The 23,378-nt window shown below is 62.5% G+C and carries 22 protein-coding genes; 12 read left to right on the top strand and 10 right to left on the bottom strand.

Features of this window, described 5'->3' with window-relative positions; genetic code table 11:
* Positions 1 to 78 precede the first annotated feature (78 nt).
* Positions 79 to 375, top strand: coding sequence for a DUF3077 domain-containing protein (locus tag H0Z09_RS13340; protein WP_186691027.1), 297 nt, complete (start codon positions 79 to 81; stop codon positions 373 to 375).
* Between the two features lie 139 nt (positions 376 to 514).
* Here the strand turns inward: H0Z09_RS13340 and H0Z09_RS13335 are convergent, their stop codons facing one another.
* The 3 genes from H0Z09_RS13335 to H0Z09_RS13325 all read right to left on the bottom strand — a co-directional run bounded on the left by H0Z09_RS13335 (position 515) and on the right by H0Z09_RS13325 (position 2,489).
* The gene (locus H0Z09_RS13335) at positions 515 to 1,126 is read right to left on the bottom strand and encodes a 3'-5' exonuclease (RefSeq protein WP_169376770.1); all 612 of its coding nucleotides are present in this window, start codon (positions 1,124 to 1,126) and stop codon (positions 515 to 517) included.
* Between the two features lie 25 nt (positions 1,127 to 1,151).
* Positions 1,152 to 1,628 (bottom strand): NYN domain-containing protein, encoded by a 477-nt coding sequence (locus H0Z09_RS13330; RefSeq protein ID WP_025858209.1) that lies wholly within the window; start codon positions 1,626 to 1,628, stop codon positions 1,152 to 1,154.
* Between the two features lie 117 nt (positions 1,629 to 1,745).
* Positions 1,746 to 2,489, bottom strand: coding sequence for a DUF2076 domain-containing protein (locus H0Z09_RS13325; protein ID WP_186691026.1), 744 nt, complete (start codon positions 2,487 to 2,489; stop codon positions 1,746 to 1,748).
* Between the two features lie 176 nt (positions 2,490 to 2,665).
* On the opposite strand from H0Z09_RS13325, the gene H0Z09_RS13320 reads away from it, so the two are divergent.
* Together H0Z09_RS13320 and H0Z09_RS13315 are read left to right on the top strand one after the other, a co-directional pair.
* Positions 2,666 to 3,325, top strand: a complete 660-nt coding sequence (locus H0Z09_RS13320; RefSeq protein WP_076952876.1) for a YciC family protein — start codon at positions 2,666 to 2,668, stop codon at positions 3,323 to 3,325.
* Between the two features lie 40 nt (positions 3,326 to 3,365).
* Positions 3,366 to 4,454, top strand: coding sequence for an endonuclease/exonuclease/phosphatase family protein (locus tag H0Z09_RS13315; protein ID WP_186691025.1), 1,089 nt, complete (start codon positions 3,366 to 3,368; stop codon positions 4,452 to 4,454).
* Positions 4,455 to 4,576: 122 nt separating this feature from the next.
* On the opposite strand, the gene hrpB is transcribed toward H0Z09_RS13315, so the two are convergent.
* Entirely contained in the window at positions 4,577 to 7,084 is a 2,508-nt protein-coding gene (hrpB, locus tag H0Z09_RS13310) for an ATP-dependent helicase HrpB (protein WP_186691024.1), read from the bottom strand.
* Between the two features lie 253 nt (positions 7,085 to 7,337).
* Here hrpB and H0Z09_RS13305 point away from each other — a divergent pair, with 253 nt between their 5' ends.
* Positions 7,338 to 7,757 (top strand): polyribonucleotide nucleotidyltransferase, encoded by a 420-nt coding sequence (locus tag H0Z09_RS13305; protein WP_186691023.1) that lies wholly within the window; start codon positions 7,338 to 7,340, stop codon positions 7,755 to 7,757.
* A 9-nt stretch (positions 7,758 to 7,766) separates the two neighbouring features.
* Positions 7,767 to 8,660, top strand: coding sequence for a cation diffusion facilitator family transporter (locus tag H0Z09_RS13300; RefSeq protein ID WP_186691022.1), 894 nt, complete (start codon positions 7,767 to 7,769; stop codon positions 8,658 to 8,660).
* Here the strand turns inward: H0Z09_RS13300 and H0Z09_RS13295 are convergent.
* A complete protein-coding gene (locus tag H0Z09_RS13295) occupies positions 8,657 to 9,691 on the bottom strand; it encodes a DUF6515 family protein (RefSeq protein ID WP_186691021.1) in 1,035 nt (344 codons plus the stop codon). The two genes, H0Z09_RS13300 and H0Z09_RS13295, sit on opposite strands and share 4 nt — an antisense overlap.
* 397 nt (positions 9,692 to 10,088) lie before the next feature.
* Between H0Z09_RS13295 and H0Z09_RS13290 the strand changes: the two genes are divergently transcribed.
* Together H0Z09_RS13290 and H0Z09_RS13285 are read left to right on the top strand one after the other, a co-directional pair.
* Positions 10,089 to 10,568 (top strand): Lrp/AsnC family transcriptional regulator, encoded by a 480-nt coding sequence (locus H0Z09_RS13290; RefSeq protein WP_003194418.1) that lies wholly within the window; start codon positions 10,089 to 10,091, stop codon positions 10,566 to 10,568.
* A 218-nt stretch (positions 10,569 to 10,786) separates the two neighbouring features.
* Positions 10,787 to 10,996 carry a DUF2788 domain-containing protein gene (locus H0Z09_RS13285; RefSeq protein ID WP_049713471.1) on the top strand — a complete coding sequence of 70 codons (210 nt, stop codon included), beginning with the start codon at positions 10,787 to 10,789 and terminating at the stop codon, positions 10,994 to 10,996.
* Here the strand turns inward: H0Z09_RS13285 and H0Z09_RS13280 are convergent.
* The 4 genes from H0Z09_RS13280 to H0Z09_RS13265 form a co-directional block, all read right to left on the bottom strand.
* Positions 10,991 to 11,626: a pseudouridine synthase gene (locus H0Z09_RS13280; RefSeq protein WP_076952875.1), complete on the bottom strand. Its 636-nt coding sequence runs from the start codon at positions 11,624 to 11,626 to the stop codon at positions 10,991 to 10,993. The genes H0Z09_RS13285 and H0Z09_RS13280 overlap by 6 nt on opposite strands.
* Before the next feature lie 70 nt (positions 11,627 to 11,696).
* Positions 11,697 to 13,169: an AMP nucleosidase gene (amn, locus tag H0Z09_RS13275; protein ID WP_162232034.1), complete on the bottom strand. Its 1,473-nt coding sequence runs from the start codon at positions 13,167 to 13,169 to the stop codon at positions 11,697 to 11,699.
* 196 nt (positions 13,170 to 13,365) lie between these two features.
* Positions 13,366 to 15,021, bottom strand: coding sequence for an acyl-CoA dehydrogenase family protein (locus H0Z09_RS13270; protein WP_186691020.1), 1,656 nt, complete (start codon positions 15,019 to 15,021; stop codon positions 13,366 to 13,368).
* Positions 15,022 to 15,088: 67 nt separating this feature from the next.
* Positions 15,089 to 17,479 carry a hybrid sensor histidine kinase/response regulator gene (locus tag H0Z09_RS13265; protein WP_186691019.1) on the bottom strand — a complete coding sequence of 797 codons (2,391 nt, stop codon included), beginning with the start codon at positions 17,477 to 17,479 and terminating at the stop codon, positions 15,089 to 15,091.
* A gap of 287 nt (positions 17,480 to 17,766) precedes the next feature.
* On the opposite strand from H0Z09_RS13265, the gene H0Z09_RS13260 reads away from it, so the two are divergent.
* From H0Z09_RS13260 to H0Z09_RS13245, 4 genes are all read left to right on the top strand, one after another.
* Positions 17,767 to 18,564 (top strand): hydroxymethylpyrimidine/phosphomethylpyrimidine kinase, encoded by a 798-nt coding sequence (locus H0Z09_RS13260; RefSeq protein ID WP_186691018.1) that lies wholly within the window; start codon positions 17,767 to 17,769, stop codon positions 18,562 to 18,564.
* A gap of 18 nt (positions 18,565 to 18,582) precedes the next feature.
* Positions 18,583 to 19,206 carry a thiamine phosphate synthase gene (thiE, locus tag H0Z09_RS13255; RefSeq protein WP_186691017.1) on the top strand — a complete coding sequence of 208 codons (624 nt, stop codon included), beginning with the start codon at positions 18,583 to 18,585 and terminating at the stop codon, positions 19,204 to 19,206.
* Positions 19,207 to 19,222: 16 nt separating this feature from the next.
* Positions 19,223 to 20,506, top strand: coding sequence for a glutamate-1-semialdehyde 2,1-aminomutase (gene hemL / locus H0Z09_RS13250; RefSeq protein ID WP_186691016.1), 1,284 nt, complete (start codon positions 19,223 to 19,225; stop codon positions 20,504 to 20,506).
* A 224-nt stretch (positions 20,507 to 20,730) separates the two neighbouring features.
* Positions 20,731 to 21,285, top strand: a complete 555-nt coding sequence (locus H0Z09_RS13245; protein ID WP_076952682.1) for a tetratricopeptide repeat protein — start codon at positions 20,731 to 20,733, stop codon at positions 21,283 to 21,285.
* A 128-nt stretch (positions 21,286 to 21,413) separates the two neighbouring features.
* Here the strand turns inward: H0Z09_RS13245 and H0Z09_RS13240 are convergent, their stop codons facing one another.
* Positions 21,414 to 21,740 (bottom strand): DUF1820 family protein, encoded by a 327-nt coding sequence (locus H0Z09_RS13240; RefSeq protein WP_076952681.1) that lies wholly within the window; start codon positions 21,738 to 21,740, stop codon positions 21,414 to 21,416.
* A 131-nt stretch (positions 21,741 to 21,871) separates the two neighbouring features.
* Here H0Z09_RS13240 and miaB point away from each other — a divergent pair, with 131 nt between their 5' ends.
* Positions 21,872 to 23,221, top strand: coding sequence for a tRNA (N6-isopentenyl adenosine(37)-C2)-methylthiotransferase MiaB (gene miaB / locus H0Z09_RS13235; protein ID WP_186691015.1), 1,350 nt, complete (start codon positions 21,872 to 21,874; stop codon positions 23,219 to 23,221).
* Positions 23,222 to 23,378 lie beyond the last annotated feature (157 nt).

The raw sequence follows: 23,378 nt of genomic DNA, 5'->3' as shown, positions 1-23,378 counted from the left end.
CACACCCGCGTGCCGCTGCCACCCTAATCGCGTGCAAGCGAATAGACGCAGCTCCTGCTTTACAAGAGGAGTTACACCATGGTCAAAGTCACCCCCGATCCACCCCGTTTCCTCAGCGAAGACGCCCTGCTCAACCGCCGCGCCATCGACTACTACCTCAAAGCGTCCGCCCCGGATGCGCCCGCCTTTATTCTGAACGACAACCTGAGCCTCGAAGACGCCCTCGCCCATGCGGCCGATCTGCTGCAGTGCGCGGTCGAGACGGCGCATTCACCCGCTGAAGCGATGAACGTGCAGCAGCGGGCGGTGATGCATTTGGTGGAGATGGCGAAGGTTGTGGTGGACCAGGCGTTGGGCTGCACACAGCCGCGATGAGCGCCGCATACCCCCTGTGGGAGCGGGCTTGCTCGCGAATGCGGTGGGTCAGCTATGCATGTGTTGACTGACACTGCGCTTTCGCGAGCAAGCCCGCTCCCACAGTTGGATCTTCAGTGTTTTTGGGATTGCCGAAGGCTCAGAACCCGCGATGTTTCTTCAGGTGCTCGTTGATCTTCGCCGCCGGCACTTTCTGCAAACTGCACAGCAACTCATGGGACAGTTCACGCAACCCGTGAGTCCCACGCAGTTCCTTGGCCAGGTGCGCCGTGAGGTTCGCCGCCATCTCCGCATCCGCCAGCGCCCGGTGAGCCTTGCCGGTGTGGGGCAGTTGCGCGAACGCGTTCAACGTGCCGAGCTTGTGGTTGGGCGCCGAAGGCATCAACCGTCGCGCCAGTAATAAGGAACAGGCGAACTTCTGCAGACGGGTTCGGCGGATCAGGCCCAGCTCAAAGTCCCAGAACTTCTGGTCGAACGCGGCGTTGTGCGCCATCAACGGCGTGGTGCCGACGAATTCATTGACTTCGTTCATCACCCGCTCCGCCGGCGGCGCGTTGCGCAGCATGGCGTTACTGATACCGGTGAGCTGCTCGATGAAACCGGGGACGCGCACGCCGGCATTCATCAGGCTCTGGTAGCGGTCCACGATTTGCCCACGCTCAAGGATGACTACGCCGATTTCCGTGGCTCGGCAGTGGCTGCTCGGGGTGATGCCGGTGGTTTCAAAGTCGATGACCGCTATACGTTCCAAACCTGTTTCAACTCCGTTTAAGCATTTATTTGAGCAACAACGCGCCTTCGATCGGCACGTAGCGGCTGGCGGCGCGTATCAGCGAGTTGGCCGTCAGCCCCGGTACGCCGTAGGCCACGGCTTCAACGCCGTGCTTGTGGATGACGCGATCGAGCAGCATGTCGAAGTCGCCGTCGCCGGAGGCCAATACGATTTCGTCGACGTGGTCGGCGGCGTCCATGATGTCGAGGGTGATGCCCACGTCCCAGTCGCCTTTGGCCGAGCCGTCGCTGCGCTGGATGTACGGCTTGAGTTTTACCGTGAAGCCCAGGTTGCGCAGGATCTGCTGGAATTGCTGCTGCTTGCTGTCGCCACGGTCGATGGCATACGCGTACGCCTCGACGATTTGCCCGCGCGCGCTGATATCAGCCCACAGGGCGGCGTAGTTGAAGTGGCAGCCATAGGCCTGGCGAACGGTGTAGTAGAGGTTTTGCACATCGGCGAACACTGCAATTTTCTTCACCGCACTTCCCCATGACAGCCAGGCGCCAGGGCCCGGAAAGGGTGCAAGTATGCCAGCCACGAGGATGTTTCCGGGAAAAATCAGACCGGGGCGACGTTGCGCCCCGATCCGGGAGGGTCAGACGAAGGAATCATCGTCGCCGAAAGAGGAGGAGTCGTCGGAATAATCGCTGTCTGCGAAGCTGTCCGAATTGTTGCTGCCCCAGCTGTCATTGCCGGCGAATTTCTGGTCGTCATTGCCCCAGCCGCCTGTGTCGCTGGCCGGTGCCGGTTGCTCGATGATTTCCTCCACCACCTGCGGCTGCTGGTTGTGGTGGAACAAACTGCTGATGCCTTCGGCCAGCAAAACACCACCGGCCACGCCTGCAGCGGTTTTCATCGCGCCGCCGAGGAAGCCGCCGCCTATTGGCGCTGCGGCGGCAGCTTGTTGTGGCGGCTGTTGATAGTTCTGCTGCGGCGCAGGCTGGCCAAACGCAGGCCGCGCCGGTTCACGCCAGCCACTGTTCGACGATGCCGGTGCGTTTTGGGCCGGTTGCGGTTCACGCGAACCGCCACCGCCAAAGATGCTCGACAAGAAGCCACCGCCACCCGAAGCGGCAGGCTGCGTGGCTTTGGCCCGTTGCAGCTCATCCTGCAATTGCTGGATCTGCTGCGCCTGTTGCTTGTTCTGCGCGTCGAGACTTTTGAGCGCGTGTTCCTGCACCAGAATCGACTGGGTCATGTAGTACCCGGCGGCCGGTTGGCGAGTCATGTGCTCCTTGATCCGCGCTTCGGCCTGGGCGTCGCGGGGGGCTGAGTCCGTTTCGGCTTGTTGCAACCGTGAAAACAGTCCATCGATCAGGGTTTGCTCTTCGCTGTTCATGGCGACCTCGTTAGATTGCCGTTGGAAATCGTGGTTTCGCCTGGTATCAGGCGCCGTTCCAGTTATGGGGGTGTTACGAGTTGTTTCAATGGTCTTTACTCAAGGTTTACGTTTGCTCATCGTCGGTGCTGATCGGTTAAAGTGTCGCCCTTGCTCTCAGGCCTGCGATGAACTTGATGAATCCGTTAGACGTATTGCGTGACTCCTTGCGTTTCACTCGGCACAACCTGGGCGCTATCGTCCAGTTGTGTTTGCCGTTGGTGATCTTCGAAGCCCTGCTGCAACAGGTGCTCAACCACGTCGTCGGCCCGGATGCGTTTGCCGGATACAGCGTGGTGGTGGGGTTGCTGGTGTACCCGCTGTACACCGGTGCCCTGATCCTGTTTCTCGACGCCCGCACCCGTGGCGAGTCGCCGCGCACCCAGGACGTGTGGGCCAGGGCCCTGACCCTGTGGCCGCGCTTCGCCCTGCTGACGGCTATGAGCACGCTGCTGATTCTGCTGGGGCTGTCGCTGTATTTCCTGCCGGGCCTGTGGCTGATGGTGGTGCTGGCCTTCGCCGAGTACCTGTTGGTACTGCGCGGGATGCCGGCACTGGAGGCGATGAAGGAAAGCTTTCGCCTGACCCGTGGGCATTTCTGGCGGATCCTGGTGTGCCTGCTGTGCGTGATGACGCCGCTGTGGTTGCTCAAGGGCGCCAGCGTGGCGGCGTATCCGACGCCTGCGCCGCTGGTCGGGTTGTTGCTCGACAGCGCTCACAGCTTTTTGCAACTGTTCACCAGCGTGGTGCTGTTCCGTTTATTCATGTTGATCGGTGGCGATGCCGACGCGCGGTGATATGCTCCGCCCCACTCCTGAAACGCTATAAGCCGAGCCGATGACCCGTTTATTGCGCATCACCTTGCTGGGCCTGTTGATCATCGCAGGCCTGCTCGCGACCCTGATCTATAGCGCGACCTGGCGCCCCGAAGCCAAGGAAACCCTGCCGGTGAGCTGCGTCGCGCCCCGTGCGCCGACGCTGTTGCCGGGCCAGGCGCTCAAGGTCATGACCTGGAACGTGCAATACCTGGCCGGCAAGAACTATGTGTTCTGGTATGACACCGCCGACGGCAGCGGCCCCGACGACCGCCCGACGGTCGAGGACATGGCCGCCAGCCTTGACGAAGTGGCGCGGGTGATTCGCGACGAACAACCGGACATCCTGCTGTTGCAGGAACTCGACGAAAACGCCAAGCCCTCCCACTACCAGGACCAGTTCGCACTGCTGCAGGAACGCCTGGTCGATCTTTACCCGTGCAGCGCACAAGCCTTCGACTGGAAAGCCGACTTCGTGCCAGACCTGCACATCTTCGGCAGCGTCGGCCGCAAACTGGCAACCCTGAGCCGCTACCAGATCGAACACGCCGAACGCCTGCAATTGCCGGCGCCCGAAGCCAATATCCTGAGCCGCCAGTTCCAGCCCAAGCCGGCCCTGCTGCTGACCTACCTGCCGCTGAGCGACGGTGGCCAACTGGCGGTGCTTAACACGCGGCTGGACGGCGATGGCCCTGGGCGCAGCGCGGTACAGGAGCAGGTCAAAACCACGGTCAAGCTGTTGGATAAATTCGAAAGCCGTGGCACGCCCTGGCTGATCGGCGGGGATTTCAACCTGCTGCCCCTGGGCCAATTCCTGCGTCTGGACGCCGGCAAACGCGGGCAGTACTCACCGGACAGCGAACTGCATCTGCTGTGGGACAAATACCCGATGATCCCGAGCAACAGCCAATCCAGCGGGATTGACCGTGAAAAATGGCTGACCCACTTCCCCAACGACCCGAGCGTGGACGGGCCGGATCGCACGCTTGATTACCTGTTCTACAGCCCGCGAATCAAGCGGGTGGAGGCGAAGGTGCGACAGGAAGATACGCTGCGCATTTCAAATCATCTGCCGGTGATTGCGCGGTTTCTGTTGCCGGCCGCGCAATAACCCACACCACAAAACCCATGTGGGAGCTGGCTTGCCTGCGATGCAGACGACGCGGTTTGTCAGTTACACCGCAGCGATATCATCGCAGGCAAGCCAGCTCCCACATTTGACCTCTGTCGCGGCTACTTGCGCGGTTTGATCCGCGCAGTGGGCTCGGCGATCAACGGATCATCCGGCCAGTAATGCTTGGGGTACCGCCCCTTCAAATCCTTCTTTACCTCGGCGTAGGTACTGCGCCAGAAGTTCGCCAGGTCTTGCGTCACCTGCACCGGCCGCCGTGCCGGGGACAGCAGGTGCAGCTTGACCACCTGACGCCCGCCCGCGATGCGTGGCGTATCCGCCAGCCCGAACAGCTCCTGCAAACGCACCGCCAGAATCGGCGGCTGTTCGCTGTAGTCCAGGCGCACCGACGAGCCAGACGGCACTTTCACATGCTGCGGCGCCAGTTCGTCGAGACGTTGGGGCAAAGGCCAGGGCAGCAGGTTGTGCAGGAAGCTGGAGATATCCAGATTGGCGAAATGACTCAGGCGCGAGACTTTGCCCAGGTAAGGCATCAACCAGTGTTCGAGGCTGGCGAGCAAGGCGCTGTCGCTGAAGTCGGGCCATTCGCTGGTTTTGCCGGCGTCGAGGTGCCGTAGCAGCATGACGCGGGCCTGCCATTGGCGCAGCTCGGGGGTCCACGGCAGCAGTTCCAGGCCTTTGCGGCGCACCAGGTTGACCAGCGCCTGGCTGCGCGCGGCCTCGTCGAGGCCAGTCAGCGGTTCGCGGCTGAGCACCAATTCGCCGACCTTGCGCTGGCGCTCGGCGCGCAGTACGCCTTCGCGTTCATCCCAGTCCAACTGGTCGACAGTGCGCACTTGTTCGGCGAGTACCGTATCGAACAATGCCGGATCAAACTCCGCCGCCAGGTAAATGCGCTCTTCACGCTGGCCCTGGCGGCTGCCCAGGTCGGCGATGACCAGCCAGGCTTGCTTCATCAGGCTGTCCGCCTCGGCGAACAGCGCGGCGCGACCGTTGGCCAGGCGGTATTCGGCACCACCGGGGCGGCGTTGCTGGGCGACGCGGTCCGGGTACGCCAGGGCAAGCAAAGCGCCGAGCCAGCGCGGGTGATCGGGGTCGCCAACCGGTTGCGTGGCCTGGCCTCTCAGGTAGCCGCGATATTGCCGGGCCAGTTGCTTGGCGCGCTGTACGCCGCCTTGAGTACCGCGCGCACGTTCTTCGCCGGACAGCAGCGCCAGGCGGCTGTGCAGGTCCGCGCCGCCGCCGCGCAGGATATCGCGCTCACCCAACAGCGCGGCGACCTCGCACGCCATCGCCGCCAACCCCAGGTCCTGCCCGCGCAACAACAAATGGGCGATGCGCGGATGGGCCGGCAACTCGGCCATCTTCTGCCCATGGGCGGTCAGCTTGTCTTCCTTCAATGCGCCCAGGCGCACCAGCAAATCCTCGGCCTGGGCATATGCAGCGGCCGGCGGCAGATCCAGCCACACCAACTGCATGGGCGTGACGCCCCAGCGCGCCAACTGCAAGGCCAGGCCGGCTAGATCTGCCGCGAGAATTTCGGCACTGCCATAAGCGGCCAGGCCTTCGTGCTGGTCTTCGGACCACAAGCGATAGCACACGCCCGGCTCCAGGCGCCCTGCCCGGCCGGCGCGCTGGGTGGCGCTGGCGCGGGAAATGCGCTGGGTATCGAGGCGGGTCATGCCGCTGCCCGGGTCGAAACGCGGCACACGCGCCAAGCCGGCATCGATCACCACGCGCACGCCGTTGATGGTCAGGCTGGTCTCGGCGATGTTGGTGGCCAGCACCACTTTGCGTTTACCGGCGGGCGCGGCGTCGATGGCGGCGCGTTGGGCATTGAGGTCCAGCTCGCCATGCAACGGGCACAGCAGCACATCCGGGCGGTTACCCAGAGCGTCGGCCAGTTGCTGATTGACCCGGCGAATTTCCGCCTGGCCCGGTAGGAAAACCAGCACGCTACCGGTTTCATCATGCAGCGCTTCAAGGATGGTCTGCACCACCCGCGGCTCGATAAATTCCCCAGCTTGGTACGGCCGCCCCCAGCGCATCCGCACCGGGAACATGCGCCCTTCGCTGCGCAGGATCGGCGCGTTGTCCAGCAAACCGGAGAGGCGCTCGCCTTCCAGGGTGGCGGACATCAGCAGGATTTTCAGCGGCTGCTCATCACGAAACAGATCGCGACCGTTCAGGCTCAGGGCCAGCGCCAGGTCGGCATCGAGGCTGCGTTCGTGGTACTCGTCAAAGATCAGCAGACCCACGCCGTCCAGCGCCGGGTCATCCTGCAGGCGGCGCGTAAGAATGCCTTCGGTGACCACTTCGATGCGGGTGTTGGGGCCGACCTTGCTGTCCAGGCGGATGCGATAACCGACGGTTTCACCGACCTTTTCGCCCAATTCGCTGGCCAATCGCTCCGCTGCGGCGCGGGCGGCCAGGCGCCGGGGTTCGAGCATCAGGATGGTCTGCCCGGCCAGCCAGGGCTCGTTCAATAAAGCCAGGGGCACGCGGGTGGTTTTACCGGCGCCGGGCGGCGCTTCCAGCACGGCTTCATGGCGGTTGGCCAAAGCGTCACGCAGGGCAGGTAAAACTTCATCAATCGGCAACGAATTCATACTGGCTCCAAAGCAGAGCGGCGAGTATAACGGCGAACTGCCGGATGCCGATGATGGTCTTAAAGACACAACCTGACCCTACAGAGGAATGCGGTTGAATGTGGGAGCGGGCTTGCTCGCGAATGCTGTCTGTCAGTTGACGAATCTGTAGCTGATACACCGCATTCGCGAGCAAGCCCGCTCCCACATTGGATGATCGTCGCCTGGTAGATCTGGCTTATAGTCACCTTTCAAACGAGTTCAGGAGAATTTTATGCGTACTGCTTCCCGTGTCATCGGCGGTGTCCTCGCCGTCACCCTGCTGAGCCAACTCACCGCCTGCGGCTCGATCTTCTACCCCGACCGCCGCGGCCAGATCGACGGCAAGATCGACCCGGCCATCGCTGCGCTCGACGCCATCGGCCTTTTGTTCTACGTGATCCCCGGCCTGATCGCCTTTGGCGTGGACTTCGCCACCGGCGCCATTTACTTCGAACCGGGCAAGACCGCCCAGGTCGCCCCGGAAAAACTCCACGAAGCCATTGGCGCCGACGGCAAGGTCGACAACGCCAAGCTGCAAAGCATCATCCAGAAAGAAACCGGCCGTACCTTGCCGCTGGACGATCCGCGCATGATCCAGTTCAAGGGCAGCGTGCAGCAACTCGCGGCCTTGGGCCTGCAGCCCGCCGCCTAAGGACCGTTTATGACCAGCAGTGCCGAACACGCCAGGCTTTTGCGCCTGGCCACCCGCGCGTCGGTAGGCGTGGCCTGTGTGCTGATCGTCACCAAGGCCATCGCCTGGTGGTTCAGCGGCTCGGTGAGCATGCTCGCCGGGCTGACCGACTCACTGCTGGACGGCGTGACCTCGCTGCTGAACCTGGTGGCGGTGCATTACGCGCTGCGTCCGGCCGACGACGACCACCGCTATGGGCATGGCAAGGCTGAGTCGCTGTCGGGCATGGCCCAGGCGTTGTTTATCGGCGGCAGCGCGGTGCTGATCGCGTTCCAGGCCTACGGGCGCCTGCAACACCCGGAACCGGTGGGCGCGCCGTGGTTGAGCATCGGCGTGATCGTCTTCTCTCTGATACTGACCGTCGCGTTGTTGATGCTGCAACACCGGGTGGTCCGTGAAACCGGCTCCAATGCCGTGCGCGCCGACTCGCTGCACTACCGCTCGGACCTGATGCTCAACGGCAGCATTCTGGTGGCACTGGTGTTGGCGGGGCTTGGCTACCATCAGGTGGACGCCTGGTTCGGCCTGGGCATCGCCGGCTACATCTTGTGGAGCGCGATCCAGATCGCCCGCGAAAGCTTTGCGGTGCTGATGGATGAGGAGCTGCCGCCGGACGTGAGCCAGCACATGCTGGAACTGGCCCGTGGCGTACCGGGGGTATTGGGTGCCCATGACTTGCGCACGCGCGTGTCAGGCAACCATTGGTTTGTGCAATTGCACCTGGAGTTGCCGGGGGAATTGACGCTGTCCGTCGCCCACGGCATCAGCGACAGAGCCGCCGATGCCATCCACCAAGCCTACCCGCGCGCCGAAGTGCTGGTGCACGCCGACCCACGGGAAGTGGTCACGGGCAATAAGGCCTAGTACTGCACCTGATAGCCGCGGCTGCTCAGGCAGTTGCCTTGGGCCTGGCGGTAGGTGCGCACCACGGCCGGGTCGGGGGCGTAGGTGACTTGCTGGGGGTCGAAGCCGCTTTGCTGCACCGCCCAGCGATAACAGTCATTGCCGTCCTGCTGCACCTGGGCCGGTGACTGGCCGTTGGCGGGGTACGCCACCACGTCATAACCGTTGCCCTGGGGCGCGGGCGGCGGCGTGGGCACAGCCGCCGGTGGTTGCACCACCACGTACTGCTGGGTGCTTTCTTCGTAGGCGTAGTAAGCGCCGGCGGCGAGGAACAACAGCGAGCCGCCCACCCATACTTCCCGGGCATAGTCCGGCAAGTAATGCACGCGGATGCCATACGGCGGTGCTACGACGACATAGCGCGGGCCTTGCGGGCGATACCAGTAGCCGCCCGAGAAAAAGTAATCCTGGCCACGATAGGGCACACGGTAATTACGCTCCGGGAAGCGGTCGACGATATAGCCGGGGCGATACTGCGGGCCCGGGCCCCAGCCATTGCCGTGGCCGTCGGGACGGCCTGGCCAGCGGTTATCGTTGGGATGGCCGTTGTAGCCGGGGCGCGAACCGGGTCCGCCCGCCTCCCAGTGTCGGTTGTCGTCGTTGCGCCGGGGAATGTCGCGGTAGTAGCCCTGGCGCGGTTCCTGGGTCTGGCGCACGGTATCGGGCCGGCCCTGGATCGGCAGGTTGTTCGCCGGCTGGGGCTGCGGCGCCGGCCGAGGCTGCTCATTGTTTTGCGGACGGCTTTGCCATTGACCGCCGCCGTCAGGGCCGCCACGTTCAAAATGCTGATTCTGCGGACGTGGCTGATTGTTCTCGGGGCGCGGCGGATTATTTTCTGGCCGCCCGCCTTCAGAACCGCGCTCATGCTGCCCACCACCTCCCTGCGGCCGCTGCCCCTGATTCGGTGAGTTATCGCGCTCATCGGCCACTACCTGCGTGCCGACACTGACCACCAGCAAACCAACACCTGCCATACGCCAGATGCGCTTCATGCTATTCCTCACTGCGGATTAGGGCCTGTCCATGAGACTGGAAAAGCGAGGCCCGGTTCTGACACAGGTTATCAGCAGGCAAAAGAAAAGGGGCGACCCGTCGGCCACCCCTTGAGAACTTCGTCCTGGCTCAACGCTTTTGGCGTTGGCTCACCTCACGCCGTCTTGTGGACAGTATGCAGCCTGGAGGCCGGCTCAACCCTGCTGGGGTGGCGGCCGCAGCGGGCCTGATTGGGCGAGCTGCTATGGACTGTTGTCCAGGCGGTGATTCTGTTGATAAAGATACCCGCCCGCGCCCGACAGATGATTGCGAAGATTGCGTCAATAAACAGTGCTTGCGCAATTTTTAACCCTTCATGGATAATTCACCGCAATAGTTACGACAAAGGCCAACCCAATGAGCAAGCTTGACCGATACGACCTGAGTATTCTGGCGGAATTGCAGCGTGACGCGAGGATCTCCAACCAGGAGTTGGCCGAGCGAATCGGCCTGTCGCCTTCGCCGTGCTCGCGCCGGGTCAAGCAGCTGGAAGACGACGGCTACATCGCCCGCCAGGTCGCGCTGCTCGACCGCAAGATGCTCGGCCTGAGCCTCACGGCCTATGTGCTGATCGGCATGGACCGCCACACTCCCGAGCGTTTCGAGAATTTCGAAGCGGCGATCCGCACCCTGCCCCAAGTGCTGGAGTGCAGCCTGGTGACGGGAATGGATGCCGATTACCAGTTGAAAGTAGTGGTGCCGGACATGGACCACTACCAGAAACTGCTGCTGGGGCATTTGACCCGCATTGAAGGCGTGACCAGTGTGCGTTCCAGTTTTGTGCTGAACCAGGTGCTCAACAGTACCGAACTGCCGTTGACTCACCTGCGTACCTGACCCCAGGAACAATGAAGATCCCCTGTGGGAGCGGCGGTGCGACGATTCGACTTGCTCGCGAATGCGGTGGGTCAGTTGATGAATATGTGACTGACACACTGCATTCGCGAGCAAGCCCGCTCCCACATTTGGATTGCACTTCGACTCAGGTCAATGTTGCGCCCCTGACGCTGCCGTATACTCCTCGCTTGTCTTGTCGGAACAGCCCCATGAACAACATCGACCCCGTCCTGTTTGAAGAATGGATGATGACCGGCCTGGTCACGATCCTGATCATTTTCATGGGTTTTATCGTCTGGGACCTGGCAAAGAAGTCCAAGGCCGGGCGCTTTGGCTCGTTTATCCTGTTCTTCGTGCTGGGGCTGGGCGTGGCCGCGTTCATCATCAAGAGCGTGGTGATCGGCCTGATCGAGTCCGGCGCCTTATAAACGCGCCGGTACTTCCCGCCACTGGCCTTGATCCAGGCCGTCGAGGGTCCAATCGCCAATTCGCACACGCACCAGCCGCAACGTGGGCAAGCCCACGGCCGCCGTCATGCGGCGTACCTGACGATTGCGCCCTTCCCGAATCACCAGCTCCAACCAATGGGTGGGCACGCTTTTGCGAAAGCGTACCGGCGGGTTGCGTGGCCATAACTCAGGTTCATCCAACGGCCGGGCTTCGGCGGGCAAGGTTTTACCGTCGTTGAGCTCCACGCCGTCGCGCAGGCGTTGCAACTGTTCTTCGCTGGGCTCGCCTTCGACTTGCACCCAATAGGTTTTAGCGAGCTTATGCCTGGGGTCGGCAATGCGCGCCTGTAACTGGCCATCGTTGGTCAGCAGCAACAGGCCTTCGCTGTCACGGTCCAGGCGGCCGGCCGGGTAGATGCCGGGAATATCGATAAAGTCTTTGAGAGTCGCGCGCCCGCCTTCGTCGCTGAACTGGGTCAGTACGTCGAACGGCTTGTTGAACAGGATCAACTTCGGCTCGGCCGGCGGCGCCTTGGCGACGCGACGCGCGGCAGAATACGGAGGTTTCGCGCCAGGGCGGCGCGAATCGGGACGGGTGGGACGGGACATGGCAAGGAACATCTAACGGTCAGGACCGACAATGCTAGTGGCCCGACCGTTAAATGACCATCCCCAACGCTTAGCGGAACGGCGGCTCGTCGAAGCTGCGCAGTTTGCGCGAGTGCAGCGAGTTGAGTTCGGTGCGCAGCAGGTCGACCGCCTCTATACCGATCTTCAGGTGCTGGCTGACCGCACGCTCATAAAACGCGTTGGCCGAACCCGGCAGCTTGATCTCGCTGTGCAGCGGCTTGTCCGATACGCACAGCAACGTGCCGTACGGTACCCGCAAGCGGTAACCCTGGGCGGCGATGGTGCCGCTTTCCATGTCCACCGCCACGGCGCGGGACAGGTTGATCAACGGCCGTTCCTGAGCCCAGCGCAGTTCCCAGTTGCGGTCGTCGTAGGTCAGGACGGTGCCGGTGCGCAGGCGTTTTTTCAGCTCTTCGCCTTTTTCGCCAGTCACGTTGGCGGCCGCTTGCTGCAGAGCCATCTGTACTTCGGCCAGGGCCGGGATCGGGATGTTCGGCGGTACCACGCGGTCCAGAATCCCGTCGCGACGCATGTAGGCGTGAGCCAGTACGTAATCGCCGATGGTCTGGGATTGGCGCAGGCCGCCGCAGTGGCCGATCATCAGCCAGCAATGCGGACGCAGTACGGCCAGGTGGTCGGTGATGTTCTTGGCGTTGGACGGGCCGACGCCGATGTTCACCAGCGTCACGCCGTGGCCGTCAGTGGCTTGCAGGTGGTAGGCCGGCATCTGGTAGCGGTGCCAGACCACGCCGGCGGCAATCGCCGACGCTTCGCCATGGTCCATGCTCTTGTCGATGATCACATTGCCCGGCAGCACCATGCGAATGAACCGCGGATCGCTGCGCAGTTGTTCCAGGCCATGCAGGATGAACTGGTCGACATAGCGGTGATAGTTGGTCAGCAGGATCCACGGCTGCACATGGCGCCAGTCGCTGCCGGTGTAATGCACCAGGCGGCGCAGGGAAAAGTCCACGCGTGCCGCGTCGAACAACGCCAGGGGCAGCGGGTCGGTGTTTTCCCAGTCGTACAGGCCATCGGCGATGCCATCGGTGGCGGCCGACAGGTCGGTGCTGGGGAACACGCGGGCCAGGGTCGCGGCGGTCACGCCGGAACCGGCCAGCTCGTCGCCCTGCTCCACTACATACGGATACGGGATGTTCTGTTGGCTGACGCCCACTTCCACCGTCACGGTGAAGTCGTGCATCAGCGGCACCAGTTGCTCCAGCAGGTATTTACGGAACGCCGCCGGATGGGTGACGGTAACGCTGTAGGTTCCCGGCAACTGGACCTTGGCGTACGCCCGGGTGGTCTGTGGGACTTCGCCGTGGCAGTGGTAGGTCAGGCGCAGTTCCGGGTAGCGAAACAGCGCGCGTTGTTCGGCGTCGGGCTCTACGCGGTCCTTGAGGTATTGCTTGAGGGCTTGATTGAGCGCGCCGGTAGCACGCTCATGCAGGGCCGCCAGCCGATCCACGGCTTCTTCGGCGGTTTGAACGACAACAAAAGCTTCGGTCACGGTAAGCATCCTGTGTACTGAGTTGCAGGTCTTTATCTTGCCTGTATCGAGGCCTCACTTAAACAGTGGGATTGGAATGCGGTAAATAATGTGGGAGCGGGCTTGCTCGCGAATGCTGTCTGTCAGTTGACGAATCTGTAGCTGATACACCGCTTTCGCGAGCAAGTCGAATCGTCGCACCGCCGCTCCCACATTTTGTCCGTGTTTATTCAGTCAGGTTTGGCGTAGACCTTGCGACAAGCGCTTCCACATCCACGCCACGCGGCAAGGCGCCGTAGACCCGACCGGACGATTCCCCCAACCGGCCGGCAATAAACCCATCGCTGACCGCCCCATTCCCCGCCTCCAGCAGCAACTTGGCCTGCAACGCCACGGCAATATCCTCGGTGAGCTGTCGCGCGCGGTACTGGATGTCCTGGGTGTCCATGAATGCCGACTTCAGCTGTTCAATCCGCCGCGCCAGTTGCTTGTCCCCATGCCCGTCCCCCAGCTCGACAAACAACGCCTCCAGCACGCCCGGCTCCTTCGACAACGCCCGCAGCACGTCCAGGCACTGCACATTGCCGGAGCCTTCCCACGTCGAGTTCACCGGTGCCTCGCGGTACAGGCGCGGCAGGATGCTGTCCTCGACATACCCAGCGCCGCCCATGCACTCCGCGGCCTCGTTGATCATCGCCGGGGCGCGCTTGCAGATCCAATACTTGCCCACCGCAGTCACCAGTCGCGCGAACTTGGCTTCCTGCTCATCGCCCAAGTGGTCCAACGCGCGGCCCATGCGCAGGCTCAAGGCCAGGGCGGCTTCGCTTTCCAGCGCCAGATCAGCCAGCACGTTTTGCATCAGCGGTTGCTCGCTGAGTACGCGTCCGCCGACTGAGCGATGGGCACAATGATGGCTGGCCTGGGTCAGCGCCTGGCGCATCAGGGCGCTGGAGCCGACCATGCAATCGAAGCGGGTCATGGCGACCATTTCAATGATGGTCGGCACGCCGCGGCCCTCTTCGCCGATCATCCAGGCCAGGGCGCCGCGAAACTCCACTTCGCTGGACGCATTGGAGCAGTTGCCGAGCTTGTTTTTGAGACGCTGGATGTAGAACGCGTTGCGTGTGTCGTCCGGGCGGTGCCGGGGCAGCAGGAAACAGGTCAGGCCCTTGTCGGTCTGCGCCAGGGTCAGGAACGCGTCGCACATCGGCGCCGAGCAGAACCATTTATGGCCCACCAGCTCATAGGCTTGGCCCGGGCCGCCGGCGCCCACTGGATAAGCGCGGGTGGTGTTGGCACGCACATCAGTGCCGCCCTGCTTTTCGGTCATGGCCATGCCGATGGTGGCGCCGGCCTTGTGGGCGATGCCGACGTTGCGCGGGTCGTAGTGGGTGCTGAGTATTTTCGGCAGCCAGGTGTCAGCCAACTCCGGCTGCAAACGCAGGGCCGGTACACAGGCGAAGGTCATGGTCAGCGGGCAACCGGTGCCGGCTTCGGCCTGGGTGTGCAGGTAAGTCATGGCGGCGCGGGCCACATGGGCGCCGGGCTGGGGATGGGCCCACGGCAGCGACGGCAGGCCGTGCTCGACGGCGGTGCGCATCAGTTCGTGATAGGCCGGATGAAACTCCACCAGGTCGATACGGTGACCATAACGGTCATGGCTGTTGAACACCGGTTTGTTCTGGTTCGCCAGGAACCCGGCCTCCATCAGCGGCCCGCCGGCCAGCGCTCCATAGGCATCGATGCGCGGTTGCGCCCAGCCGGCGCCAAAGCGGCGCGACCATTCTCGCAGGGGCACATCGATACGGTACAGGTTGGTGCCGTCCAGGGACGGGGGCTGGTTGGTGACGTCGTGGGTTTCGGCGAACTGATGCAGGTTCATACGGGCCTCCTGAAAAAAGGCCACGTCTGATTGAGGCCTGGTTTTCAGTTAAGCACCGTCAACCCGCTTAAAAAAGTGGTAAACCTGCCGAATACGCGGCGCTTTTGCCCTCTGCTGGACACAACAAGCGGCGTTCCAACACCGCTTGCAACGCCTCGAAACGCACCGGCTTGGCCAGGCGATCAGAGACACCCACACCATGGCAACCCTCCCGCTCCGACACATTGAGCGAAGTGCTCAAGGCGATCACCGGCAACTCACCACAGCCAGGCAGTGCCCGAATCTGACAGCACAATGAGAACCCGCCTTCGGGAATATCCAGCAGTACCGCGTCGAAATCGCCACCCTGCAAGGCCGCCAACGCGTTCGGACCCGTGTCGACGGTTTTCACCCGGTAACCCAGCTTGAGCAGCATGCCACGCACCACCAACTGGCCGACGCTGTTGTCATCAACCAACAGCAGCGCGCACTCCTGGGGCGAACGCTGCCGCTCTGGCGCAGGCTTCGCTTCGGGCGCAACCGGGCTGAGTGTTACGTCCAGCTGGAAGCGGCTGCCCTTGCTCGGTTCGGAATGATGGGTCAGGCGCCCACCCAGCAACTCGATCAATTGACGGCAGATCGCCAACCCGATACCCAGACCGCCGTACTCGCGCGTCGTCGAGCCATCGAGCTGGAAGAACCGCTGATACAGCGTAGCCTCATCGAGGAAAGCAAAGCCGATACCGGTGTCGGTGACGATAAAGCTCATGTGCAGGGCACCGTCGCTCTGGGGCACGCCGACCACACGCAGGCGCACTGAGCCTTCGTGGGTGAACTTGAAGGCGTTATCGAGCAAGCAGTCCAGGCACTGCAGCAGTTTATCGGCATCGCCCAGCACGCGGTCCGGCAGCTCGTGCGCCACGTCGATGGAAAACGCCAGGCCTTTGCCCTGGGCACTGGCGTTGAACTGCTGGCGCAAGGTGTCGAGCGTGGCGCGCAGGCTGAACGCCTGGGGCTGGGCGCTCAAGCGTCCAGCCTGCAATTCGGTGAGGGTGAGGATACCATTGACCATGCGCATCATGTCCCGCGCCGAACCCGCCGCGGTTTGCTGGTAGCTCGCCAGGTCCGCGTCCAGGGGCAGGGTTTGCATCAGTTCAAGGGAACCGATCACGCCGTTCATGGGCGTGCGCAGTTCGTGAGTCAGGGTGGCGAGGAATTCATCCTTGAGGCGGTTGCTGCGGGCCAATTGCTGGTTGAGCACTTCGAGCTTCTGGCTGGCGTCGAACAGGATCTGCGCCTGTTGCTCGCGCATGGCGTTGATGCGGTCGGCCAGGGCCAGGGACAACAACGCCACTTCAATCGCCGAGCCGATCTGGCTGGCGTACATGGTCAGGAACACATTGGGCAGGTAGCCCAGCACCATCATTGTATTCACCACCCCACCCAGCAGGAACGCCGACCAAGCGATGATGAAGTAGCGCGCCACTCGCTGGCCGCAATACCAGGCCTTGATGGCCGCCACAAAGATAGTCACGGTGAACACCAGCGCCAACCCGGTGGCCAGGCGCAGCGCCAGGGCATAGCTGGTCATCAACGACAGCAGCATCACCACGCCACCGCAGGCCACCAGTGTCAGCAGCAAGCGGTTGATCCAGCGACTGTGCTGGGCCGTGTGCAGAAAGCTGCGCGCAAACAGGCTGCCGAACAACGCCGACGCACCGATCAGGAACGGCGTCGCGGCATTCGCCCACCAGGGGTTGTCCGGCCAGAAGTACTCCACCGCCGCGCCGTTGACCGACAGCTGGTACATGCCGAACGAAGCGATATAGAAGATGTAATAGAGGTAGCTGGTGTCGCGCACGCTGAGGTAGATGAACAGGTTGTAGACCAGCATGCCGAGCAACACGCCATAAATCAGCCCCAATACGTACAGGCGCAGCGGTTGCTGCTCCAGGTAGGCGGTGCTGGACCAGAGCGTCAATGGCGCCTGGATCGAGCCTTCACTTTGCAGGCGCAGGTAGACGGTTTTCGCCTCCCCAGGGGCAAAGTCGACCTTGAACAGGTAGTTGTTCTGCCGGATCTCGCGGGTGGAAAACGCCAGCGCATCCCCGGTTCGCCCGGCCAGGCGATAGGTGCCGGTGCTGTCGGGCAAGTAGAGGTCAAGATGATCGAGCGGCGGGTAGGCCAGTTCCAGCAACCAGGTGCGTTGCGCATCGGCATTATCGGGCAGGTAGTGCAGATTGACCCTCAGCCAGAACACTGAGCGCGAGTAGCCCGCATTCAGGGTGTCTTTATCGTGGGGTTTGAACTGCACGGCGGCGGAAGGCGCGCTGACATCAGCGATGGTCAAGGCATCTGTCGGGTCTTCGAGCACTTGCATGGCCCGGCCCAACGGCAGGCTTCGCGTGTCCTGGGTGAACTCAACGGCGCCGGCGAGCATTGGCAGCCCGCACAACAGTAACATCAGCAAATAGCGCATAGAGCCCCAGCGTGGCCTGTCCGGTTATGTCAAAAAGCCCCCCATCCTTTTGAGAAGACGTACACCGGCAATACAGTTAGTCGTTTGGATCCACTCTAGCATAGCCGCTAAAGGCCAATGGACACCATTGAAATAAAATTACTGAAGGCTCTAGAACGAGGGTTACAGCGCGTTCTGACGCACCCAGCAAATACTAGCAAACCGCTATAACTGGCGATAAATGCGCCAATCATTCAAACATCGCCGGAAGGCCCCGCCAAAAGCGTTTGGTGGTAAGCTCGCGCACCATGAATATCTACAGCTCTCGCCCCGTTGTCCTCTGTCTCTCCGGCCATGATCCCAGTGGTGGCGCCGGCTTGCAGGCAGATATCGAAGCCCTGCTCGCCCAGGGTTGCCATGCGGCTCCAGCCGTCACCGCCCTGACCGTGCAGAACACCGTCAACGTCAGCGATTTCCGCGTGCTCGACCGCGAGTGGGTACTGGCCCAGGCCAATGCCGTGCTCGGCGATTCCGAGGTGGCGGCGGTCAAGCTGGGCATGCTCGGTTCCACCGCGATGGTCGACACCGTGGTTGAACTGCTGCAGGCGCACCCGAACCTGCCGGTGGTGTGCGACCCGGTGCTGCGCGCCGGTGGCGGGGGCAGCCTGGGCAAGGACGAAGTCGGCTTTGCGATGCGCGAGCGGCTGTTGCCGTTGTCGCTGATCGCCACGCCGAACCTGCCCGAAGCGCGCATCCTCGCAGAACTGCCTGAAGGCACGGCGGATGAGTGCGCCGAGAAGCTGTTGCCGTACATCAAGCATCTGCTGATCACTGGCGGCCACGGCGACGAGCACGAAGTGCACAACCGGCTGTACAGTCGCGACGGCACGCGCCAGACCTTTACCTGCCAGCGCCTGCCGGGCAGTTATCACGGTTCGGGCTGCACGTTGGCCAGCGCGTTGGCCGGGCGAATCGCCCAGGGCGAAGGCCTGGTCAGCGCTGTGCAATCGGCGCTCAACTACACTTGGCGCACCCTGCGTGATGCCGAACAACTCGGCCAGGGCCAGTTTGTACCGCGCCGGTTACCGCTGGATTTCTGTTCGTAACGCCGAGAGGCTCGCCCGATGAAACTACGTGGCCTTTACGCCATTACCGACAGCCAATTATTGGCCGGCAAATTCCTCGCCTACGTCGAAGCGGCGCTGGACGGAGGCGTGACCCTGCTGCAATACCGCGACAAAAGCAGCGACGAAGCCCGGCGCCTGCGTGAAGCGCAAAAACTGCGGGAACTGTGCTCGCGCTACAAGACTCAACTGATCATCAACGATGACGCTGAACTGGCCGCTCGCCTCGGCGTCGGCGTGCACTTGGGCCAGACCGACGGCCCGCTGACCCCGGCCCGTGCGCTGCTCGGTTCCAAGGCGATCATTGGCGCCACCTGCCACAGCCAGATCGAACTGGCCGAACAGGCCGCCAAGGAAGGCGCCAGCTACGTCGCCTTCGGCCGCTTTTTCAATTCCAGCACCAAGCCCGGAGCACCGGCTGCCACCGTTGAGATGCTCGCCGATGCGCGCAAGCGCCTGCACCTGCCGATCTGCGTGATCGGCGGCGTCACCCTGGAGAACGCCGACCCCCTGGTGGCCCACGGTGCCGACCTGCTGGCGGTGGTGCACGGCCTGTTCGGTGCCGACAGCACCCAGGAAGTCACGCGTCGCGCCCGTGCGTTCAACGCCCTTTTCAAGATTTGATTTCAGAGAGCCCATCATGTCCCGTTCCGAAACCCTGTTTGCCAATGCCCAGAAACACATCCCCGGCGGGGTGAACTCCCCCGTGCGTGCGTTCAAGAGCGTGGGCGGCACGCCGTTGTTCTTCAAGCATGCCGAAGGCGCCTACGTCACCGACGAAGATGACAAACGCTACGTCGACTACGTGGGTTCCTGGGGCCCGATGATCCTCGGCCACAGCCACCCGGACGTGCTGGACGCGGTGCGTCAGCAACTGCAACACGGCCTTTCCTACGGCGCGCCGACCGCCATGGAAACCGAGATGGCTGACCTGGTGTGCAGCATTGTGCCGTCGATGGAAATGGTGCGCATGGTCAGCTCCGGCACCGAAGCCACCATGAGTGCAATCCGCCTGGCCCGTGGTTTCACCGGCCGCGACAGCATTATCAAGTTCGAAGGCTGCTACCACGGCCACTCCGACAGCCTGCTGGTAAAAGCCGGCTCCGGCGCGCTGACCCAAGGCGTACCGAGCTCGGCCGGCGTGCCGGCGGCGTTTGCCAAACACACCTTGACCCTGCCGTTCAACGACATCGGCGCCGTCGAGCAGATGCTCAGTGAAGTGGGCCAGGACGTGGCGTGCATCATCGTCGAACCGGTGGCCGGCAACATGAACTGCGTACCGCCGGCGCCAGGCTTCCTCGAAGGGCTGCGCGAGCAGTGCGACAAGCACGGCGTGGTGCTGATCTTTGACGAAGTGATGACCGGTTTCCGCGTCGCCCTCGGCGGCGCCCAGGCCTACTACGGTGTGACGCCGGACCTGAGCACCTTCGGCAAGATCATCGGCGGCGGCATGCCGGTGGGCTGCTTCGGCGGCAAACGCGAAATCATGCAGCACATCGCGCCGCTGGGCCCGGTGTATCAGGCGGGCACCTTGTCGGGTAACCCGCTGGCGATGGCCGCCGGCCTGACCACCCTGCGCCTGATCAGCCGCCCAGGCTTCCACGCCGAGTTGACCGACTACACCACGCGCCTGCTCGATGGCCTGCAACTGCGCGCCGATGCGGCCGGTATCCCCTTTGTCACTACCCAGGCGGGCGGCATGTTCGGCCTGTACTTCAGCGGCGCCGACGATATCGTCACCTTCGATGACGTGATGGGCAGCGATGCCGATCTGTTCAAGCGCTTCTTCCACCTTATGCTCGAAGGCGGCGTGTACTTGGCGCCGAGCGCTTTCGAAGCCGGCTTCACCTCGATTGCCCATGGCGACGCCGAGCTGAAACTGACCCTCGACGCCGCCGAGCGAGCCTTCGCTGCACTGAAGTAATCGGCCGCAACCCACAGGCACCGCGCAAACGGTGCCTGATTGCTACTTTACTGACAGATATTTCCGACTTTTTTCGAGAAATTACCTGCAATCCGGCAGATAACTTGCCCAACCAGCAGAAAAACGAGTAAAGACTTTGTAAGCAGAGGCCTGCTTATTTCATAATGCGCGCTTATTGGATCCCCCGAGGGTCCGCGCGCCCCGTCAGAGGTAAGTCGATTCCCATGAAACGCACCGGCCGCACCCTGGTTCTGGGCTGCCTGTTGCTCCTTCAGCCGCTGCTGGCGCATGCACAAGCAGGCGGCAACTCGTTGTTAATCCCAGCGATGGGTCGCTGCACCCTCAATACCCAGCCAGACAGCCAGGCCGAAGCCCTGAGCGCGTGCCAAAAACAGGCCGACGGCGGCGATGCGCAGGCGCAATACGAGTTGGGCGAGTACTTCCACGACAGCAAAAACCCGGCACGTGACCTCAACAAGGCCTTGAGCTACTTCGAGAAAGCTTCGTTGCAGGGCCATGCCCAGGCGCAGTTTCAGTTGGGCAGCATGTTTTTCAAAGGCGAAGGCGTACCGGCCAACAACGTGCAGGCGTACATCGTGCTGAAAATGGCCGCAGTCAACGGCGCCGAAGACGCACTGGACACGGCTGATGAAGTGGCCGAGCACATGCAGCGCGATGAGCTGGAAGTGGCGACGCAGGTGCTGGGGCAGATTTTCCGCAATTATTTGCAGGAATTGCAGAGTGCCGACGGGCGTTCGCCTTTTTCACCCTTGCCCTGATTTCAGCTAAACCCTTCTACCGCCATCGCAGGCAAGCCAGCTCCCACAGTTCAATGCATTCCAACGTTGGAACTCGATCGACTGTGGGAGCTGGCTTGCCTGCGATGGACGCGACGCGGTCTAACGCCCTACTTCTCAGGCATCGGCATCGGAAACGGCATCACATTGCTGGTGCCCCGCGCCTCGCTGATCTTCGGCGTGCCCATGCGCTCGACCTCATCGATGCGCACAATCGAATGCATCGGCACAAAACTGCGCACCACGCCTTCAAACTGCGCTTTGAGCTTCTCTTCGCCCGGGTCGACGACCAACTGGGTGCGCTCGCCAAAGACGAACTCTTCCACCTCCAGGAAACCCCACAGATCGCTCTGATAGATCTGCTTGGCGTACATTTCGAACACCTGGCCCTGGTTGAGGAAAATCACCTTATAGATTGGAGCTTCACGTTTGGTCATGGTGGGCGGATAACACATCGGGGATATAAAAGAGGGCGCGAACTATAGCATGGCACCCGATGCACAGCGCTAGGAACCAATGGGCATGCCCCCTATAATGCGCGGTTCTTTACCACCAGTTGACGATTCCCATGGCCAAGAAGCTTTACATCGAAACCCACGGTTGCCAGATGAACGAGTACGACAGCTCGCGCATGGTCGACCTGCTGGGCGAACATCAGGCCCTGGAAGTCACCGCCCGCGCCGAAGATGCCGACGTGATCCTGCTCAATACCTGCTCGATCCGCGAGCGGGCCCAGGACCGTGTCTACTCGCAGCTGGGCCGCTGGCGCGAACTGAAACTGGCCAACCCGGACATGGTGATCGCCGTCGGCGGTTGCGTGGCCAGCCAGGAAGGTGCCGCGATCCGCGACCGCGCGCCCTATGTCGACGTGGTCTTCGGTCCGCAGACCCTGCACCGCCTGCCGGAAATGATCGACGCCGCGCGCCTCACCAAGCTGCCGCAGGTCGACGTGTCCTTCCCCGAGATCGAAAAATTCGACCATTTGCCCGAACCGCGCATCGACGGGCCGAGCGCCTACGTGTCGGTCATGGAAGGCTGCAGCAAGTACTGCACCTTTTGCGTGGTGCCTTATACCCGTGGCGAAGAAGTCAGCCGGCCGTTTGACGATGTCATGTCAGAAATTATCCACCTGGCCGAAAATGGCGTGCGTGAAGTGACCCTGCTGGGCCAGAACGTCAACGGTTATCGCGGCCTGACCCACGACGGCCGCCTGGCCGACCTGGCGGAGTTGATCCGCGTGGTCGCCGCCGTGGACGGGATCGAGCGCATTCGCTACACCACCTCGCACCCGCTGGAGTTTTCCGACAGCCTGATCCAGGCCCACGCCGAAGTGCCGGAGCTGGTCAAGCACCTGCACTTGCCGGTGCAATCGGGCTCGGACCGCATCCTGGCGGCCATGAAGCGCAACCACACCGCCCTGGAGTACAAATCCAAACTGCGCAAATTGCGCGCGGCGGTGCCGGGCATCTGCATCAGCTCGGACTTTATCGTCGGCTTCCCCGGCGAGACCGAGAAAGACTTCGAGCAGACCATGAAGCTGATCGAAGACGTCGGTTTCGATTTCTCCTACTCGTTCGTCTACAGCCAGCGCCCCGGCACCCCGGCGGCCGACCTGGCGGATGAAACCCCGGAAACGCTGAAAAAAGAGCGCCTGAATGCGCTGCAACATCGCCTGAACCAGCAGGGTTTCGAGATCAGCCGACAAATGGTTGGTTCGACCCAGCGGATCCTGGTCACCGATTATTCGAAAAAAGACCCCGGCGAATTGCAGGGCCGCACCGAGAACAACCGGATCGTCAACTTCCGCTGCGACAATCCGACCCTGATCGGCCAGTTTGCCGATGTGCATATCGATGCGGCGCAACCGCATTCGTTGCGGGGTTCATTGATCCAGTTGCCCACCAGTGTCACTGACTGATGGAGATCAAAATGTGGGAGCGGGCTTGCTCGCGAATGCAGTGTATCAGTCGACATATCGGCTGGCTGACACTACGCCTTCGCGAGCAAGCCCGCTCCCACATTGAAAACAGTGCAACATTCCAATGACGTAAGTGCTTTCGCACACGGGCGGCTGG

It is taken from the genome of Pseudomonas sp. SWRI18, from assembly GCF_014268345.1.
Classification (GTDB): Bacteria; Pseudomonadota; Gammaproteobacteria; order Pseudomonadales; family Pseudomonadaceae; genus Aquipseudomonas; species Aquipseudomonas cedrina.
This window is presented reverse-complemented; position numbering and strand designations above follow the sequence as displayed.

Bases quoted from the DNA above. Each gene is read 5' to 3' on its own strand.
- H0Z09_RS13340 (WP_186691027.1), top strand. From the start codon at position 79: ATGGTCAAAGTCACCCCCGATCCACCCCGTTTCCTCAGCGAAGACGCC.
- H0Z09_RS13325 (WP_186691026.1), bottom strand. From the start codon at position 2,489: ATGAACAGCGAAGAGCAAACCCTGATCGATGGACTGTTTTCACGGTTG.
- H0Z09_RS13320 (WP_076952876.1), top strand. From the start codon at position 2,666: ATGAATCCGTTAGACGTATTGCGTGACTCCTTGCGTTTCACTCGGCAC.
- H0Z09_RS13315 (WP_186691025.1), top strand. From the start codon at position 3,366: ATGACCCGTTTATTGCGCATCACCTTGCTGGGCCTGTTGATCATCGCA.
- hrpB (WP_186691024.1), bottom strand. From the start codon at position 7,084: ATGAATTCGTTGCCGATTGATGAAGTTTTACCTGCCCTGCGTGACGCT.
- H0Z09_RS13305 (WP_186691023.1), top strand. From the start codon at position 7,338: ATGCGTACTGCTTCCCGTGTCATCGGCGGTGTCCTCGCCGTCACCCTG.
- H0Z09_RS13300 (WP_186691022.1), top strand. From the start codon at position 7,767: ATGACCAGCAGTGCCGAACACGCCAGGCTTTTGCGCCTGGCCACCCGC.
- H0Z09_RS13295 (WP_186691021.1), bottom strand. From the start codon at position 9,691: ATGAAGCGCATCTGGCGTATGGCAGGTGTTGGTTTGCTGGTGGTCAGT.
- H0Z09_RS13290 (WP_003194418.1), top strand. From the start codon at position 10,089: ATGAGCAAGCTTGACCGATACGACCTGAGTATTCTGGCGGAATTGCAG.
- H0Z09_RS13280 (WP_076952875.1), bottom strand. From the start codon at position 11,626: ATGTCCCGTCCCACCCGTCCCGATTCGCGCCGCCCTGGCGCGAAACCT.
- amn (WP_162232034.1), bottom strand. From the start codon at position 13,169: ATGCTTACCGTGACCGAAGCTTTTGTTGTCGTTCAAACCGCCGAAGAA.
- H0Z09_RS13270 (WP_186691020.1), bottom strand. From the start codon at position 15,021: ATGAACCTGCATCAGTTCGCCGAAACCCACGACGTCACCAACCAGCCC.
- H0Z09_RS13265 (WP_186691019.1), bottom strand. From the start codon at position 17,479: ATGCGCTATTTGCTGATGTTACTGTTGTGCGGGCTGCCAATGCTCGCC.
- H0Z09_RS13260 (WP_186691018.1), top strand. From the start codon at position 17,767: ATGAATATCTACAGCTCTCGCCCCGTTGTCCTCTGTCTCTCCGGCCAT.
- thiE (WP_186691017.1), top strand. From the start codon at position 18,583: ATGAAACTACGTGGCCTTTACGCCATTACCGACAGCCAATTATTGGCC.
- hemL (WP_186691016.1), top strand. From the start codon at position 19,223: ATGTCCCGTTCCGAAACCCTGTTTGCCAATGCCCAGAAACACATCCCC.
- H0Z09_RS13245 (WP_076952682.1), top strand. From the start codon at position 20,731: ATGAAACGCACCGGCCGCACCCTGGTTCTGGGCTGCCTGTTGCTCCTT.
- H0Z09_RS13240 (WP_076952681.1), bottom strand. From the start codon at position 21,740: ATGACCAAACGTGAAGCTCCAATCTATAAGGTGATTTTCCTCAACCAG.
- miaB (WP_186691015.1), top strand. From the start codon at position 21,872: ATGGCCAAGAAGCTTTACATCGAAACCCACGGTTGCCAGATGAACGAG.